Source organism: Micromonospora costi (assembly GCF_003626655.1).
In the GTDB taxonomy this organism is placed as follows: domain Bacteria; phylum Actinomycetota; class Actinomycetes; order Mycobacteriales; family Micromonosporaceae; genus Micromonospora; species Micromonospora costi.
Window position 1 is genome coordinate 664,102 of record NZ_RBAN01000004.1, and the last position, 14,012, is coordinate 678,113.

16 protein-coding genes are annotated in these 14,012 nt (G+C 70.1%); 6 read left to right on the forward strand and 10 right to left on the reverse strand.

All coding sequences use genetic code 11. The features are described from left to right. Positions 1 to 13 precede the first annotated feature (13 nt). The gene (locus D7193_RS24875) at positions 14 to 1,048 is read right to left on the reverse strand and encodes an aldo/keto reductase (RefSeq protein ID WP_120781947.1); all 1,035 of its coding nucleotides are present in this window, start codon (positions 1,046 to 1,048) and stop codon (positions 14 to 16) included. Positions 1,049 to 1,175: 127 nt separating this feature from the next. Here D7193_RS24875 and D7193_RS24880 point away from each other — a divergent pair, with 127 nt between their 5' ends. After that, positions 1,176 to 1,793, forward strand: coding sequence for a TetR/AcrR family transcriptional regulator (locus D7193_RS24880; protein ID WP_377456336.1), 618 nt, complete (start codon positions 1,176 to 1,178; stop codon positions 1,791 to 1,793). Positions 1,794 to 1,821: 28 nt separating this feature from the next. Here the strand turns inward: D7193_RS24880 and D7193_RS24885 are convergent, their stop codons facing one another. The 6 genes from D7193_RS24885 to D7193_RS24910 all read right to left on the reverse strand — a co-directional run bounded on the left by D7193_RS24885 (position 1,822) and on the right by D7193_RS24910 (position 5,396). Beyond that, the gene (locus D7193_RS24885; RefSeq protein WP_120781951.1) at positions 1,822 to 2,214 is read right to left on the reverse strand and encodes a YybH family protein; all 393 of its coding nucleotides are present in this window, start codon (positions 2,212 to 2,214) and stop codon (positions 1,822 to 1,824) included. 92 nt (positions 2,215 to 2,306) lie between these two features. Beyond that, positions 2,307 to 2,741, reverse strand: a complete 435-nt coding sequence (locus D7193_RS24890) for a hypothetical protein (protein ID WP_206611968.1) — start codon at positions 2,739 to 2,741, stop codon at positions 2,307 to 2,309. A gap of 193 nt (positions 2,742 to 2,934) precedes the next feature. Next, positions 2,935 to 3,360 carry an SHOCT-like domain-containing protein gene (locus D7193_RS24895; protein ID WP_120781954.1) on the reverse strand — a complete coding sequence of 142 codons (426 nt, stop codon included), beginning with the start codon at positions 3,358 to 3,360 and terminating at the stop codon, positions 2,935 to 2,937. A gap of 21 nt (positions 3,361 to 3,381) precedes the next feature. Beyond that, the gene (locus D7193_RS24900) at positions 3,382 to 3,642 is read right to left on the reverse strand and encodes a hypothetical protein (protein ID WP_120781956.1); all 261 of its coding nucleotides are present in this window, start codon (positions 3,640 to 3,642) and stop codon (positions 3,382 to 3,384) included. Further along, the gene (locus tag D7193_RS24905; protein WP_120781958.1) at positions 3,639 to 4,001 is read right to left on the reverse strand and encodes a DUF2089 domain-containing protein; all 363 of its coding nucleotides are present in this window, start codon (positions 3,999 to 4,001) and stop codon (positions 3,639 to 3,641) included. The genes D7193_RS24900 and D7193_RS24905 overlap by 4 nt, the downstream gene beginning before the upstream one ends. A gap of 372 nt (positions 4,002 to 4,373) precedes the next feature. Continuing rightward, positions 4,374 to 5,396, reverse strand: a complete 1,023-nt coding sequence (locus D7193_RS24910; RefSeq protein WP_120781960.1) for a zinc-dependent alcohol dehydrogenase family protein — start codon at positions 5,394 to 5,396, stop codon at positions 4,374 to 4,376. Between the two features lie 179 nt (positions 5,397 to 5,575). Between D7193_RS24910 and D7193_RS24915 the strand changes: the two genes are divergently transcribed. Next, complete coding sequence (locus D7193_RS24915) at positions 5,576 to 6,460, forward strand: helix-turn-helix transcriptional regulator (RefSeq protein WP_120781961.1); 885 nt, start codon at positions 5,576 to 5,578, stop codon at positions 6,458 to 6,460. 65 nt (positions 6,461 to 6,525) lie between these two features. On the opposite strand, the gene D7193_RS24920 is transcribed toward D7193_RS24915, so the two are convergent. After that, a complete protein-coding gene (locus D7193_RS24920; RefSeq protein WP_120781963.1) occupies positions 6,526 to 7,089 on the reverse strand; it encodes a GNAT family N-acetyltransferase in 564 nt (187 codons plus the stop codon). Between the two features lie 49 nt (positions 7,090 to 7,138). Here D7193_RS24920 and D7193_RS24925 point away from each other — a divergent pair, with 49 nt between their 5' ends. Together D7193_RS24925 and D7193_RS24930 are read left to right on the forward strand one after the other, a co-directional pair. After that, positions 7,139 to 7,729, forward strand: a complete 591-nt coding sequence (locus D7193_RS24925) for a TetR/AcrR family transcriptional regulator (protein ID WP_174242718.1) — start codon at positions 7,139 to 7,141, stop codon at positions 7,727 to 7,729. A 90-nt stretch (positions 7,730 to 7,819) separates the two neighbouring features. Beyond that, on the forward strand, positions 7,820 to 9,022 hold the full coding sequence (locus tag D7193_RS24930) for an alpha/beta hydrolase family protein (RefSeq protein WP_120781966.1): 1,203 nt from the start codon (positions 7,820 to 7,822) through the stop codon (positions 9,020 to 9,022). 102 nt (positions 9,023 to 9,124) lie between these two features. On the opposite strand, the gene D7193_RS24935 is transcribed toward D7193_RS24930, so the two are convergent. Beyond that, positions 9,125 to 11,656 carry a M14 family zinc carboxypeptidase gene (locus tag D7193_RS24935; protein ID WP_158674854.1) on the reverse strand — a complete coding sequence of 844 codons (2,532 nt, stop codon included), beginning with the start codon at positions 11,654 to 11,656 and terminating at the stop codon, positions 9,125 to 9,127. 537 nt (positions 11,657 to 12,193) lie between these two features. On the opposite strand from D7193_RS24935, the gene D7193_RS24940 reads away from it, so the two are divergent. Continuing rightward, positions 12,194 to 13,036, forward strand: a complete 843-nt coding sequence (locus tag D7193_RS24940; RefSeq protein ID WP_120781970.1) for an alpha/beta fold hydrolase — start codon at positions 12,194 to 12,196, stop codon at positions 13,034 to 13,036. Between the two features lie 42 nt (positions 13,037 to 13,078). Then, on the forward strand, positions 13,079 to 13,510 hold the full coding sequence (locus D7193_RS24945) for a DUF4260 domain-containing protein (RefSeq protein WP_120781971.1): 432 nt from the start codon (positions 13,079 to 13,081) through the stop codon (positions 13,508 to 13,510). A 28-nt stretch (positions 13,511 to 13,538) separates the two neighbouring features. On the opposite strand, the gene D7193_RS24950 is transcribed toward D7193_RS24945, so the two are convergent. Further along, positions 13,539 to 13,994, reverse strand: coding sequence for a DUF6069 family protein (locus D7193_RS24950; protein WP_120781973.1), 456 nt, complete (start codon positions 13,992 to 13,994; stop codon positions 13,539 to 13,541). Positions 13,995 to 14,012 lie beyond the last annotated feature (18 nt).

Sequence of the window (14,012 nt, forward strand, 5' to 3'; positions counted from 1 at the left end):
CCCGTGGCCTCGGCTACCTGATCGCCGTGGCGCGGCGCCGCAGTGACGCGTCGAGCAGGGCGGGCGGCGTGTCGAACTTCTCGTGTGCGGCGAGGTCGACGCCCGGAGCGACGATCGCGTCGATCGCGTCGAGCACGTCGGCGGTGAGCACGGTTTCCGCTGCGGCGAGCTGCGAGTGCAGGTGGTCGAGCGTGCGGGGGCCGATGATCGCGCTGGTGACGGCGGGGTGCGCGGTGACGAAGCCCAGCGCGAGCTGGATCATGGTCAGGCCGGCGTCGTCGGCGACCGTGGCCAGTCGCTCCACGGCGTCGAGCCGGGCCCGGTTGGAGGGGATGGTGGTGTCGAAGCGCTCCGGCATGAACGTGGAGCGGTTGGTGGCGATCTGGCGGCCCTCGCGTACCGCGCCGGACAGCCATCCGGAGGCCAAGGGGCTCCACGCGAGGACACCCATTCCGTACTGCTCGGTCACGGGCAGGACGTGGGCCTCGATGCCGCGTTGGAGGATCGAGTAGCTGGGCTGCTCGGTGACGTAGCGGCTCAGGTGGTGGTCGCGGGCGGCCCACTGGGCCTGCACGATGCGGTAGGCCGGGAAGGTCGACGAGCCGAAGTACCGGATCTTCCCCGACCGCTGCAGGTCCGTGAGCGCCGACAGCGTCTCCTCGTCGCTGGTGTCGGGGTCCCAGCGGTGGATCTGGTAGAGGTCGACGTGGTCGACGCCGAGGCGGCGCAGGCTGTCGTCCAGCGCGGTGACCAGCCAGCGGCGGGAGCTGCCCCGATGGTTGCGCTCGTCGCCCATGGGCATCGTCGCCTTGGTCGCCAGCACGATGTCGTCGCGGCGGCCGGCGATGGCCTTGCCGACGATGTCCTCGGACTGGCCGTTGCTGTACATGTCGGCGGTGTCGATGAGGTTGATCCCGGCGTCGAGGGCGGCATCGACGATGGCCGTGGCTTCGTCCTGGGTGGTGTTGCCGATCCTGCCGAAGTTCATGGCGCCGAGCGCGAGGGTGCTGACCTGGACGCCGGTGCGGCCCAAGGTGCGGTACTGCATGTGGGTTCCCTCCGAAGGTGGAGCGGGTCGGGGTGCACGTGGTCGCGGATCGCGGGCTCGTGGCATCATGAGCAAGCGGAACCGCGTTCCGTTAACCAACATACGGAACAGCGTTCCGGTTAGCAAGGTGAGTGACGGAGGTAACGGCGCCGTGGCCGACATCGACAGCGGATCAGCCCAGGCGGCCCCGCGGAAGCGCGCCGACGCGCTGCGCAACCAGCAGAGACTGTTGGACGCGGCCGCCGCGGCGTTCGTCGCCGCGGGCGTCGACGCGCCCGTGCGCGACATCGCCGCCAGGGCCGGCGTCGGTGTGGGCACGATCTACCGCCACTTCCCGACGCGGGCCGATCTCATCGTCGCCGTCTACCGGCACCAGGTGGAGGCATGTGCCGCGGCCGGCCCCGCGCTGCTGGCGACCAGCGGCACACCGCACGCCGCCCTGGCAGGCTGGATCGGCCTGTTCGTCGACTTCCTGGTCACCAAGCACGGCCTCGCCGAGGCGTTGCAGTCCGACGCTGCCGCCTTCGAGACCCTGCACGCCTACTTCCTCGACCGCCTCGTCCCTGTGTGCGCCCAGCTTCTCGACGCGGCTGCCACGGCCGGCGAGATCCGCTCCGACATCGACGCCTACGCCCTGCTGCGCGGCATCGGCAATCTCTGTGTCGGCGCGGGCAACGACCCGCGCTACGACGCCCGCCGCATGGTCGGGCTCCTCGTCGCGGGACTGCGCCTCGACCACGACTGAGCCGGCGGCGACGCGGGGGTTCCTCGGGTCACGATGCGTCCGGTGGGTTGGCCGGCTGCTGTCCCGGCCAGAACGGCCACTCCTCGAACGAGCGGCAGCGCCCGTCGTCGGCGAATCGCATGATCCACAGGTCGCGGTACTCCTGGTCGACCGGGTCGCCGTAGCGGACCTCCAGGCGCGCCACCGCTGTGTCCCCCTCGACCGCGACGATCTCACTGGTCAGATCGAACACCTCGTCGGGGCCCTTGCGCTGCTGCTCCCACATCCGGCCGATGGCCGGCAGCCCGACGACGGGTGTCCAGTACGGCCCCTGCTGGTAGCTCGCATCCTCGGTGAAGAGCGCGACCAGCGTGTCCGTGCCCGGTGTCCGCCACGCCCGCTCGTAGGCGGCGAGCCAGCCGGCGACCTGTGTCCTGTCCATGGACCTCCACCTTGCCATTCCCGGGCGGTCGGCGGCGCGGATCGGCCGGGCGCGGTGGCCGTGTGCGGGACCGGCGTCACCGTCGGGGACCGCTACGACGTCCGTGGGTCGAGCAGGCGGTCGAAGATCAGCCCCGTGGCCTGGGCCTGGACGTACTTGTCGACGAGGTCGACGATCCAGTCCCGCGCGGACCACCGTGTCGGTCGGTACAGCCCCAGCGCGGTGTTGAGGAGGAGGTCGCCGGTGTAGACGGTGGCGAACACGACGTTCACCGCCGTCTGTCCGCGCAGACCGGCGCGGGCGGCGAGACCGTAGGCGGTGCCCCACATGCCACCCAGAGCGAAGTGGGTGGCGTAGTTGAGTTGCTTGCGCGCCTTGGCGCTGGTCGCCCGGACCGGGAGGACCCGTTCGGCGAAGTCCGCGGGCGCGTAGCTGTCCGCACGGCCGGTCACCGGCATCTCGACCAGTTTCTGGAACGCGGTCATCACGGCGGTGCCAGCGACACCGGCGGCGATGCCTCGCCCCACGTTCGTCACCGTGCTTTGTGTCGCCAGGGTCATGCAACCCGCTACCCACCCGCCGGGCGGACAAACGCCGGCGCGGCGAGGCCGACGAGACGTCAGGGCCCGCAGCGCCGCGCGGCGATCGGTTACGGACGGTGCGACGCCCGGTGCACCCGGCGCCCGCCGGCCCCGTGGCCCGGCGGGCGCCGCCGCTGGGTCACTCGCAGAACACCTGCACCTTGGCGTCGGGCTGGTCGACGTCGATGGTGATGTCGTCGAGGTGCTCGATGAGCTCCTCGATGTGCTGCGGCTTGAGCTGCGTGAGGTCGATCGGTACGCCCGACCTGCGCAGCTCCGCGTTGGCCTGGGTGAGCGCCTGCGGAGGGATGAGGCTCGTGAGCCGGACCCCGGCGCGCAGCAGTTGCAGCGGGACCCGGACGTTGATCCGGCCCGGCCCGTCGAAGTCGTCCTCCGAGGTCACGAGCACGCGCAGGTACTTCGGTCGGGGCTTCGGGCGGGAGGTGGCTCCCGGCGGCGATTCGGGCTGGTCCCGTTCGAGGGCGTTGATGAGCCGTTCGGCCTCGTCAGCGGTGATCTTGCCCTCGACCAGCATCTGCAGGATCTGGCGGCGCTGTTCGTTCATTGTTGTTCCTCCCCCTCCGATTCACCTGACGCTTACCAGCACGGCCGTGCGGCCCTGCTCAACCTCGATCCGGGTGCCGGGCAGCGCCCACAGCAGGTGCCCGGTGCCGCGCAGTGCGCCCAGCGGGCTCACCCGCGTGGCGAGGCACGCGACCAGTCCGCCGAGCACGGCGATCAGCAGCAACGGCGAGAGCACCAGCAGGATCGGCAGGACGGGGACGTACAGCCGCAGCCTGCGGCCGTCGCGACGGCGATAACCCACGGTCACCAGCTGCGGAATCATCGAGAGCCCTCCAACTCGGCCAGCGCCTCCTGGACGCTGATCTCTCCCCGTCGCAGGCGGTCGACGACGTCGGCTCCGGTGGGCGCCGGATCGGTGTCGACGAAGTCCAGCTGCTCGGCGATCCGGTTGAGCCGGGACTTGATCGTCGGGTAGCTCACCCCGAAGATCCGCTCCATCTCCTTGATCGAGCCGTGGGACCGCACGAACGCGGCAACGAACACCTGGTCGTCGGCGCTGAGCTGAGCCAACTGCGGCGGCTCGAACTGGCCCTCGATTACCACGCCGCTGCCGGCGAGCCGGACCCGCTCGACCGTGAACGGCCGCCCCTGCGTCAGGTCCGTCAGCTCCTGCCAGTCCACGCTGTCCCCCTTGCTCCCGTCGTCCCGCCTGCCGTTTATTTGTATCTTGACTTTCTTAAGGGGTCAACGGTCAAGGCTTAATTTTTCTTAGTTGACCTTGAACTAATTGATACGGGCCAGCGGACGACGCCCACCTACATCGCGTCAACGGGGGTCCGCGACGTCCCCTGATCGACACGGTTTGGTCCCACCGCGAGCGTGATGCCTCTGAGGCATCACGCTCGTGAGGGGACCCGCCCTCGGCGCGGCCGACCGGAGCGACCATGGCCGCGCAGGCGCTCGCCGTGACGCCCGGCTCGTGGAAGAGGGGCTCGCGCAACCGGCATGCCGCAGCCCCGCACGTCGGCGACGGCCGCGCGGGGTGGCGGTTGGTCAGGGCTTGAGGAGGACCTTGATGGCGCGGCGTTCGTCCATGGCCTGGTAGCCCTCGGCGGCCTGCGCGAGCGGAAGGGTGAGGTCGAAGACCCGGCCCGGGTCGATCTGCCGGTTCCAGATCAGGTCGATCAGCTCGGGCAGGAAGCGGCGCACCGGAGCGGGACCGCCGTGCAGGTGGACATGGGAGAAGAACAGCTCCCTACCGGGCAGCTGGACGTCGTGGGCGACCCCGACGTAACCGACGTGCCCGCCGGCCCGGGTGGAGCGGATGGCCTGCATCATCGATTCCTGCGTGCCGACCGCCTCGATGACCGAGTGCGCGCCCAGCCCGTCGGTGAGGTCCTTGATCCGTGCCACGCCGGCGTCGCCGCGTTCGGTGACGATGTGGGTCGCGCCGTAGTGGGCGGCGAGTTTCTGGCGGGGCTCGTGCCGGCTCATCGCGATGATGCGTTCGGCGCCAAAGTGCCGGGCCGCGAGCACGGCGTGCAGGCCGACCGCGCCGTCACCGACGACGGCGACGGTCTTGCCGGGACCCACGCCGGCGGCGACCGCCCCGAACCAGCCGGTGCCGAGCACGTCAGAGGCGGCCAGCAGGTCCGGGATCAGATCGTCCGAGGGCATGTCCGGGGTGGCGACGAGTGTGCCGTCGGCCAGGGGGACGCGCAGGTACTCGGCCTGGGCGCCGAGCCCGCCGATGGGTTCCCGGTGGATGCAGGAGCTCTGGTAGCCCGCACGGCAGATGGGGCAGGTGTTGTCGGACGCGAAGAAGGAGCCGACGACGAACTGGCCGGGCTTGATGTTCGTGACCTCGCTGCCGACCTCCTGGACGACGCCGACGTACTCGTGGCCCATCGGGGACGGTCCGTTGACCGCATCGACGCCCCGGTAGGGCCAGAGGTCGGAGCCGCAGACGCAGGCGGCGGACAGGCGGATGATCGCGTCGGTCGGGAGGAGGATCCGGGGATCCTCGCGCTCCTCGACGCGGACGTCGCCGGGAGCGTGCAGAACGGCACCACGCATCAGGGTCTTCCTTCCCACTGTGACGGCTGAGGCGACGGCCCTCGCCCAGGCCGAGCGGAGCGGACCGATGACTCATCGGCTACCCAGATAACCGCGACACGGCCCGCGCAGGGAGTTCCCGCTGTGAGGTGTACCGGTAGTACACCCCACCGTGCGGCCGCGCCACGTACCGTCGAGGCGTGGACAACCGCAGGGAGGTCCGCGAGTTCCTCGTCTCGCGGCGAGCCAAGATCAGCCCCGAGCAGGCGGGGGTGCCGGCCGGCACGAACCGCCGGGTCCCCGGCCTACGCCGCGCAGAGGTCGCCGTACTGGCCGGCGTGAGCATCGAGTACTACGCGAAACTCGAACGCGGCGCCCTCGCCGGGGTGTCGCCGTCGGTGTTGACGGCGATCGCGCGGGCGTTGCAGCTCGACGACGCGGAGCGGGCACACCTGTTCAACCTGGCGCGCGCCGCGGACGGCAGTAGCGCGCTCATCCGGCCCCGGCGGCGCACGGCGAGGTCCTGGTCGGTGCGTCCCAGCCTCCAGTGGACGCTCGACGCGGTCACCCACGGCCCCGCCTTCGTGCGCAACGGCCGCATGGACCTGCTCGCCGCGAACCGGCTGGGACGGGCGTTCTACGCCGAGGCGTACGCCGACGCGCAGCGTCCCGCCAACATCGCGCGGTTCACGTTCCTCGACGACAGGGCACACCGTTTCTACCCCGAGTGGGACCTGGCGGCCGACGTCTGCGTCGCCATCCTGCACACCGAGGCCGGCCGCGATCCGCACGACAAGGAACTGCACGATCTCGTCGGCGAGCTCTCCACTCGCAGCAACGAGTTCCGCGCACGCTGGGGCGCCCACGACGTGCGGCACCACGGCACCGGCGTCAAGAAATACCGTCATCACGTGGTCGGGGACCTGACCCTCGCCTACGAGGGGCTGGAGATGGCCGCCGAGCCGGGCCTCACCCTCACCATCTACACCGCCGAGCCCGGCTCGACGTCCGAGGACGCGTTACGCCTGCTCGCCTCCTGGGCCGCCTCCCAGGACGCCGAAGCGCGAACGCTCCTCGCCGACTGACACCATGGGCCGCCGCCGCACCCACCGAGATCGTCGAGGCGATCACGCATTGGCCAAGCAGACCTTCAAGGCCTGACCGGCGACTGGCGCTGGGACCGCCAGTCGGATGCCAGGACCGCCCACACCTGCTTGTCGTAGCGCACACCCGCGTACGGCCATGCCTCGCGGCGCACACCCTCCAGCGTCATGCCGAGCCGCTTGGCCACCGCCGAGCTGCGGTCGTTGTCGGCCCGGCAGTGCCACTCGGCCCGGTGCAGCCCCCGGGACGTGAACGCCCAGTCCAACAACACGTCACACGCCTGCATGACAAGCCCGTGGCCCTCGGCCGACGGTTCGAGCCAGCAACCGATCTCGCACGAGCCCACGGTGGCGTCGAAGCTGGTGAACATCACCCCGCCGACCAGCACGCCCTCCCGCCAAATTCCGTACAGGCGGGCGCCGTCGTCGGCCTGGCGGTGGGCGTACCGCGTGAGCGTGGCCCGCGCCCCGTCCACGTCGTCGGTGACGAAGGCGGCGCCGACCCAGGGCCGGATGTGCTCGCGGGCCCGGTCGAGATGGTCGGCGAACTCCCCGGCGTGCCAGACCTCCAGCGGCCCGAGGCGAGCACCGCGCAGCGGCAGCGAGAACATGGGAGCCTCCATTCACATAACAAGCGTTACGGCAATGTACCGTGGCGGCATGCCACGCACCAAGGGAGATCACGAGGCTCGCCGGCGCGATGTCTCCGAAGCGGTCTGGCAGGTCATGGCCGCCCGGGGCTTCGCCGGCCTGACCCTGCGCGCCGTCGCCGCCGAACTCGACGCGACCACCGGCCTGCTCACGCACTACTTCCCCACCAAACAGGCCCTCGTGCGGTACGCCCTCGACCTGCTCGACCAGCGCACCGCCTCCCGCCCCCGCCGTCACACCGGTGCCGGCCTGGCCGCCCTCAGGGACGCGCTGCTGGACATCCTTCCGCTGACCCCCGAGGCGACCGACAGCAACCGGATCTGGGTCTCCTCCTGGGACACCGCACTCTCCGATCCCGACCTGAGCACGGACTACGGCCGCAAGTACGCGAACGGCCGCGCCAGGCTGACCGAGCGGGTGGCCGCAGCCCAGGAACTCGGGGAACTGCCTCCCGGCGACCCCGCCCGCATCGCCGCTGGCGCGCAGTCCTTTGTCCTCGGGCTGGTGGTCCAGGCCCTGTTCGATCCGGCGGCGTTTCCGCCGCAACGGCAGGTGGAGATGCTGGACGACTACCTGGCCACCCTGAGCGCCGCGCGCTGACGGACGACGTCGGCCACACGCGCCTACTATCCGAGGATATACTCTCGGCGTATACTCTCGGCGTGTAGTTGGACCGACCGAGGGAGGGCCATGACCACCACAGGCGTCAACCAGCGGCAGCTCATCACACGCCGCCGCGCACTCGCCGCCGCACTGGCCGCCGGCGTGGCCGCGCCGATCGGCGCCGCAGGCCGGGCGAGTACGGCTGCGGCCACGCCGGACCCGGTGCGCCCCACACTCCCCCCGCCCACCGGGCCGTTTCCGGTGGGCACGGTGTCGCTGCATCTGGTCGACCGGTCGCGTCCGGATCCGGCGGCCGGCCCCGGGCGGTACCGCGAGCTGATGACCAGCGTCTGGTACCCGGCCCGGAACACCTGGCGGTACCCGCTCGCGCGGTGGATGCCGCCGGCCCCGCTCCGCGAACTCCTCACGGTCGCCGGGTTCGGCGCCGACGCGGCGGTGGCGCCACTCACGGCCGGGCACGAGGGTGCGCCGGTACGACGACGCCGGGGTGAACGCCTGCCCGTCGTCGTCTTCTCGCACGGCGCGCACGACCACCGTTCCGACACCACGATCGTCGTCCAGGAGCTGGCCAGTCACGGGTACGTGGTGGTCACGGTGGACCACACGCACGACGCGTTCAGCCAGTTCCCCGACGGCCGGGTCATCGTCCCGGTGAACGACCCGGCGCTGACACCGTGGGACTTCGCCGAGGACGTCCGGTTCGTGCTCGACCGGGTCGCCGACCTCGCCGCCGGGCGCAATCCCGACGCCGGGCGCCGGCCGCTGCCGGCCGGCCTGGGCGCGGCCCTCGACCTGCGTCGCATCGGCATGTTCGGCTGGTCGAAGGGCGCGACGGCGACCGCTCTCGTCATGGCCGAGGACCGGCGCGTGCGGGCCGGGCTGAGTTTCGACGGCCCGATGCAGTCACAACCGCCGACCCGGGAGCTGGACCGGCCGTTCATGCTGATGACGGCGGCGTTCACCCGGGCGGCGGAACCGAGCGTGGCCGAGTTCTGGTCGCGTCTGCGTGGGTGGCGGCTCACGGTCCAGGCCGAGGGTGCGGTCCATTCGTCGTACTGCGACGTGCAGTGGCTGATCCCGCAGCTGGCGAGAGGCATCGGGATGAGCGACGACGAGCTGCGAGGTTTCATCGGGACGCTCGATCCCGCCCGTGCGGTTCGGATCCAGCAGGCGTACCCGCTCGCGTTCTTCGATCTGCACCTGCGGCAACGGGGGCATCTGCTGGACGGTCCGAGCGCGGCCTTCCCCGAGGTGACGTTCATTCCGTGACGCGAGGCGTACGAGCGACGTCGCGGTGACACATCGGCTGCGGTGCCTGGTTGGCACCGCAGCCGATGTGCTCGCGGGCAGGCCCGTGGACGGGCCACCGCCCTACCGGAACAGGCTGGCCAGTTGCTGCGCGGTCACGTCCTGGCCCGCGCCGTTGTACATGGCGTTCGTGACCACGGTCCACGAGGCGCGCGGCCAGGTACGGAAGGTGATGTGGGCGCCGGCGATGGTGGCCTCACCCTTGCCGACGTCGAAGGTGGCGATGTTGGTGGCGCCGCCGATGGCGGAGGTGCCGTGGGCGTAGCCGCTCACGAGCAGGTTGTCCTCCTGGGGGTAGGTGGCCGCGATCTGAGCGTCGCCGGTCACCTTGAACGCCGCGTCGTTGTTGAACCACGTCGGCCACGACTCGGGCATGCCCCACGCCGCCGGCACGGCCGGGTCGTAGTTCTGCTTGAGCAGCGCGCCCGGCGCGCTGAACGTGGTCCGATTGGTGGGCGTGACGTTCTGGACCGGCAGGCCGAGCGACGTGGCCGCGGTGCTCGACGCGCTGCCCAGCGCCACGAGGTTGCCGCCGGCCTCGACGAACTGCTTTAGCTTGTCCAGTCCGTCCGGAACGCCGCGGGCCCAGTGGAACTCCGGCGGGTTCTTGGCGGGGTCGAGACCGCGGGTGATGGTGTTCGCCGAGACACCGGGTGCGAGCACGATGGTGTCGTACTTGCTGCCCAGCCTGGCGTAGTCGTCCGCGGTGACGACCTCGTAGTTCACGCCGATCTGGTCGAACATCCACATCATCCACCCGCCGGGCATGTTGTTGGCCCCACGGATGAGACCCACCCGGGTGTGGTCCTTCAGCTTGACCGCGGCGACCGTGGGAACCGCGTTGGTGGCGTACACCGGCAGGCCCGTGTCCTGGCTGGCCTTGCTCAGCACCTGGCGGGCCGTGGAGTTGCCGGCCGGCACGAGCAGCGCGCCGGCGGGAAGGGTCCGACCGGCGACCGTGACGGCGGCCTTGGCCCGGTACGCCGGCACATTCGCGTCCTGCAGGTCGGCGATGACCTGGCCGAGACCGTAGGAGGTGGGGCTGAGGACGTAGGCGCCGTTCGGGCCGGGGTGGCCCGGCATCTGGTGCGTCGCCGGTTCGATGCCCCGAACCCGGGTGGTGGTCGCCGTGAAGGGCTTCGTGACGGCGTCGACGTCCACGCCCATGAACAGGGCGAGGTTGTCGGTGGTCTCGCTGTACGGCATGATCAGCGGGCATTCGGCGCACTTGCGGGCGGCGTCCGGGTAGGTGTCGATCCGGAGCAGCTGGTCGACCCAGCGGCCCATCGGCTGGTTCGTCCTGAGGATGTAGGAGCCCTCCGGGTACCTCTGGTCGCCCGCCGTGAACGGCCTCGTGGCCCGGTCGATCTCCACCTGGCCGAAGTCGAAGATCTTCAGCATGTCGTACACGGCGTAGGGGTCGCGCTGGTCCGCCGGAACGACGTACGCGTACGGGCCGCCGGTCCAGGTCTCGCTGTTGGCGTTGGACAGGTAGAGGTTGTTGTACAGCCACGACGCGGGGTCGCTGGCCACCGTCTTCATGCCGGAGTAGGCCGCCGCGGCCCCGTACTCGACGATCTGCTTGAGCGTCCAGGTCTTGCTGTCGTACGGCAGCACCGACCGCAGGGTCTTGTTCGCCGGCTCGAGGATCTTGTCAGAGGTGTAGGTGTAGGCGAGGTCCCGGACGGAGGCGATTTCCGTCAGCCAGGTCGACGTGCCGAGGAACGGGCTGTAGCCGATGACGTCGGCGTTCCACAGGATGCCGTAGGCGTCGTTCCACTTCGAACCCTTCTTGCCCTCGGCCACGAGGTCCCGTTGCGTCTGCATGCCGATGGAGTTGGCCGCGGACACGACGATCGGGTCCAGCGTCTCGGACATCGGCTCGTCCCACGGCGGCGACCAGATCCGCGGCGACGTCGCTCCGGCCTGGTGCATGTAGTGCTGCGCGACCGGCCGGTACTTCTGTTCGAGCCGCACCCGGGTCTGCGACTCCTTCTGGGTCAGCATGAACCAGTCGCGGTTGTCGTCGTGGCCGGTGTAGTGGTGGTACAGGTCCGGGTAGACGCGGTCGTAGGCGGTGCCGGCCGTCTTGTTGAAGTGCTCGACGACCAGCTTCTGCCCGTCCGGGTTCTGCGAGGGGACGATGAGCAGGATCACGTTGTCGAGGACCTGCCGGGTGAAGTCGGAGTTCTCCGTCGCGAGCCGGTGTACGACGTTGACCAGAGATTGTGTGGGACCGACTTCCGTGGAGTGGATCGTCGCTTCGATGTAGTAGACCGGCAGGCTCTGGGAGACGAGTTTCCTGGCGTATTCGTCGACCGGAACTCCGGCCCGCTTCGCCTCGGCCTTCATCACCCGCGGGTCGGACAGGCGCTTGTTGATGTCGAGAACCTGGTTGACCCGTTTGAGGTTGTGTTTGCTGCTCATCAACAGAATCGGGTAGTCGTTGCCGAGGGTCGTGCGGTCCACGACCTGGTACTCGGCCTCGTCGGAGCGGTCCGCGATGAGCTTGAAATAGCGCTTGATGCTGTCGAAGTGGGCCAGGTTGCCCTCATCGCCCATCTCGAAGCCGAAGAACTCCTTGGGCGTCGGCACGCCCTTGACCTTGACGCCGACCTGGGTTGATGGCCGATCGAGCACCCGGGCCTGCACGGGTACCGATACGAGTCCCACCATGGCCGTGGCTAGCGCCACGGCCGCTACGTGCCGTAACCTCATCGCCCCTCCTACCCTGGAAAACCGGTGGCGACAGGGTCACGGCGGGATCACGAGATGGTCAACGATTACCAATCGGTAAGATCAAAGTGAAGACGATCTTCTCATGGCCGATCGTTTGGAGAACCATTCGTCCGTCGAGTGGCGTCAATTTATGCATTTGATCCACGCCGATGTGGGATCCGGCACCGGGATGTCGGATCACCAGTCGTGACCACGGTGCCGGAACAATGGCCGGTGCAGCCTAGCGTGACGCGTTCCCGGTTCCGTGACGGCGGTTCGGCGTCGACCCGCGACAGGACGGAGGGCGAGCGGACCGACCGGCCCGGCCCCAGGGCCGATGTTGACGAGGTTGGCTAATCCAGTTAGCCTGTAGCTAACACACTTAGCCAACCAGCAACGTTCCTGGAGGTCCGGGTGACCGACTACCTGACCGTCGACGGCGGCACGATCGCGTACGAGGTGACCGGTGAGGGGCCGCTGGTCGTCCTGGCTCACGGCATGGGCAACAGCCGCGACGCGTACCGGTTCGTCGCGCCGCTCCTGGCGGCCTCCGGCTACCGGGTGGCCGCGGTCGACCTGCGGGGCTGCGGCGAGTCGAGCGCGCACTGGCCCTCTTTCACCCGCACCGACATCGCCGGCGACCTGCTTGCCGTGATCCGCCACCTCGGCGGCCCGGCCGTGCTGGTCGGGCACTCGATCTCCGGCGGCTCGGCCACCATCGCGGCCGCCCAGGCACCCGACCTGATCAGCGCCATCGTCGAGCTGGCGCCGTTCACCCGCGAGCAGGCGATGAAGCTGGGCGACCTGCGCGTCGCCTCCTACCGCAAGGGGGCGCTGCGGCTGGCGGGCACCATGATGGGCAGCCTGTCGTCCTGGCGGGGCTACCTCGACCTCGCCTACCCCGGGCGGAAGCCCGCCGACTGGACCGTCCGTCTTGCGGAGATCGACGCCATGCTGCGCGAGCCCGGCCGGATGACGGCGCTGCGGAAGATGATGCAGTCGACGCCGGCCGACGCCGGAGCCCAGCTGGGCAACGTCCGCTGCCCGGCCCTGATCATCGAGGGCTCGCTGGACCCGGACTGGGTCGACCCGCGGGCCGAGGGCGAGGCGATCGTGACCGCGATGCCGGCCGGCCTGGCCCGGCTCGAGGTCATCAAGGGCGCGGGTCACTACCCGCACGTCCAGTACCCCGACGAGGTGGTGTCGCTGATGCTGCCGTTCCTTCACGCGAACGCTCGCGCCTCGTCGAAGCCCTGATCACCGACCAGCTCGCACCGCTCCAGCCCCCGGAGGACAGACATGACCACCGCCCATCCCGTCACGAACACCACGGCACCGGCGACCGACGGCGTCACCGGCGTGGTCACCGGCCGGCCACTGGCCTGGCTGCGAATCGAAGGCCTCGCCGTCGCCGGCGGCGGGCTCGCCATCTTCGCCGGCACGGGTCAGCCCTGGTGGCTGATCCCGGCGCTGTTCCTCGTCCCCGACCTGTCGTGGTTCGCCTACCTCGCCGGGCCGCGGATCGGCGCCTGGGTCTACAACCTCGCGCACACCGCGCCCCTACCGCTGGCCCTGCTCGCGGCGGGAGCCGGATGGCACAACAGCGCGCTCACCGTCGCGGGCGCCGTCGGCCTGCTCCACCTCGGCCTCGACCGCCTCATGAAGTACGGCGTCAAGTACGACCACAGCTTCGGAGTCACCCATCTGGGCGTGCACGGCCGCCACAAATGATCGACGCGCCCGACGACGGGAGGAGTCCTCAGTCGGTCCGGGTGCGGAGGCTCCGCGCCAGGGTGGGGATCATCACCGCGGCGGGGACGAGGTGTAGCGCGAGGAGGGCGGCGGTGGTGGCGGTGTTCGCCCCGGAGATGAGGGGCGGGACCAGCGAGATCGCGGTCAGCGACACTGCCGTCCACAGGAATCGCTCGGCGGGGCGCGCGCTCCACCGGAGAAGAGCGACGGCAATGACGATGCCTACGACCGAGAAGAAGCCAGTCACCACGGCGAACCCGGGCAAGGGGATCGCCTCGCCACCATCGGGAACCTCGAAGTCGACGCCGACCGCCTGGGCGAGCGCGGCGGCGAGGGTGGTGGCCACCATCGCCGCGAGCGTGGCGATGACGCCGGTGACGGCGAGCCCGCGCAGTCGGTGGGTGTGGCTGGTGTGACGCGACGCCGGGCGTGCGACGATCCCGGTGTCATCCATGCTGTCCATGACGCTCCTCCGTCGTTC

What these genes read in the sequence shown, in the direction of transcription:
- D7193_RS24875 (WP_120781947.1), bottom strand. Translation starts at nt 1,048, where the DNA reads ATGCAGTACCGCACCTTGGGCCGCACCGGCGTCCAGGTCAGCACCCTC.
- D7193_RS24885 (WP_120781951.1), bottom strand. Translation starts at nt 2,214, where the DNA reads ATGGACAGGACACAGGTCGCCGGCTGGCTCGCCGCCTACGAGCGGGCG.
- D7193_RS24895 (WP_120781954.1), bottom strand. Translation starts at nt 3,360, where the DNA reads ATGAACGAACAGCGCCGCCAGATCCTGCAGATGCTGGTCGAGGGCAAG.
- D7193_RS24900 (WP_120781956.1), bottom strand. Translation starts at nt 3,642, where the DNA reads ATGATTCCGCAGCTGGTGACCGTGGGTTATCGCCGTCGCGACGGCCGC.
- D7193_RS24910 (WP_120781960.1), bottom strand. Translation starts at nt 5,396, where the DNA reads ATGCGTGGTGCCGTTCTGCACGCTCCCGGCGACGTCCGCGTCGAGGAG.
- D7193_RS24920 (WP_120781963.1), bottom strand. Translation starts at nt 7,089, where the DNA reads ATGTTCTCGCTGCCGCTGCGCGGTGCTCGCCTCGGGCCGCTGGAGGTC.
- D7193_RS24925 (WP_174242718.1), top strand. Translation starts at nt 7,139, where the DNA reads ATGCCACGCACCAAGGGAGATCACGAGGCTCGCCGGCGCGATGTCTCC.
- D7193_RS24930 (WP_120781966.1), top strand. Translation starts at nt 7,820, where the DNA reads ATGACCACCACAGGCGTCAACCAGCGGCAGCTCATCACACGCCGCCGC.
- D7193_RS24945 (WP_120781971.1), top strand. Translation starts at nt 13,079, where the DNA reads ATGACCACCGCCCATCCCGTCACGAACACCACGGCACCGGCGACCGAC.
- D7193_RS24950 (WP_120781973.1), bottom strand. Translation starts at nt 13,994, where the DNA reads ATGGACAGCATGGATGACACCGGGATCGTCGCACGCCCGGCGTCGCGT.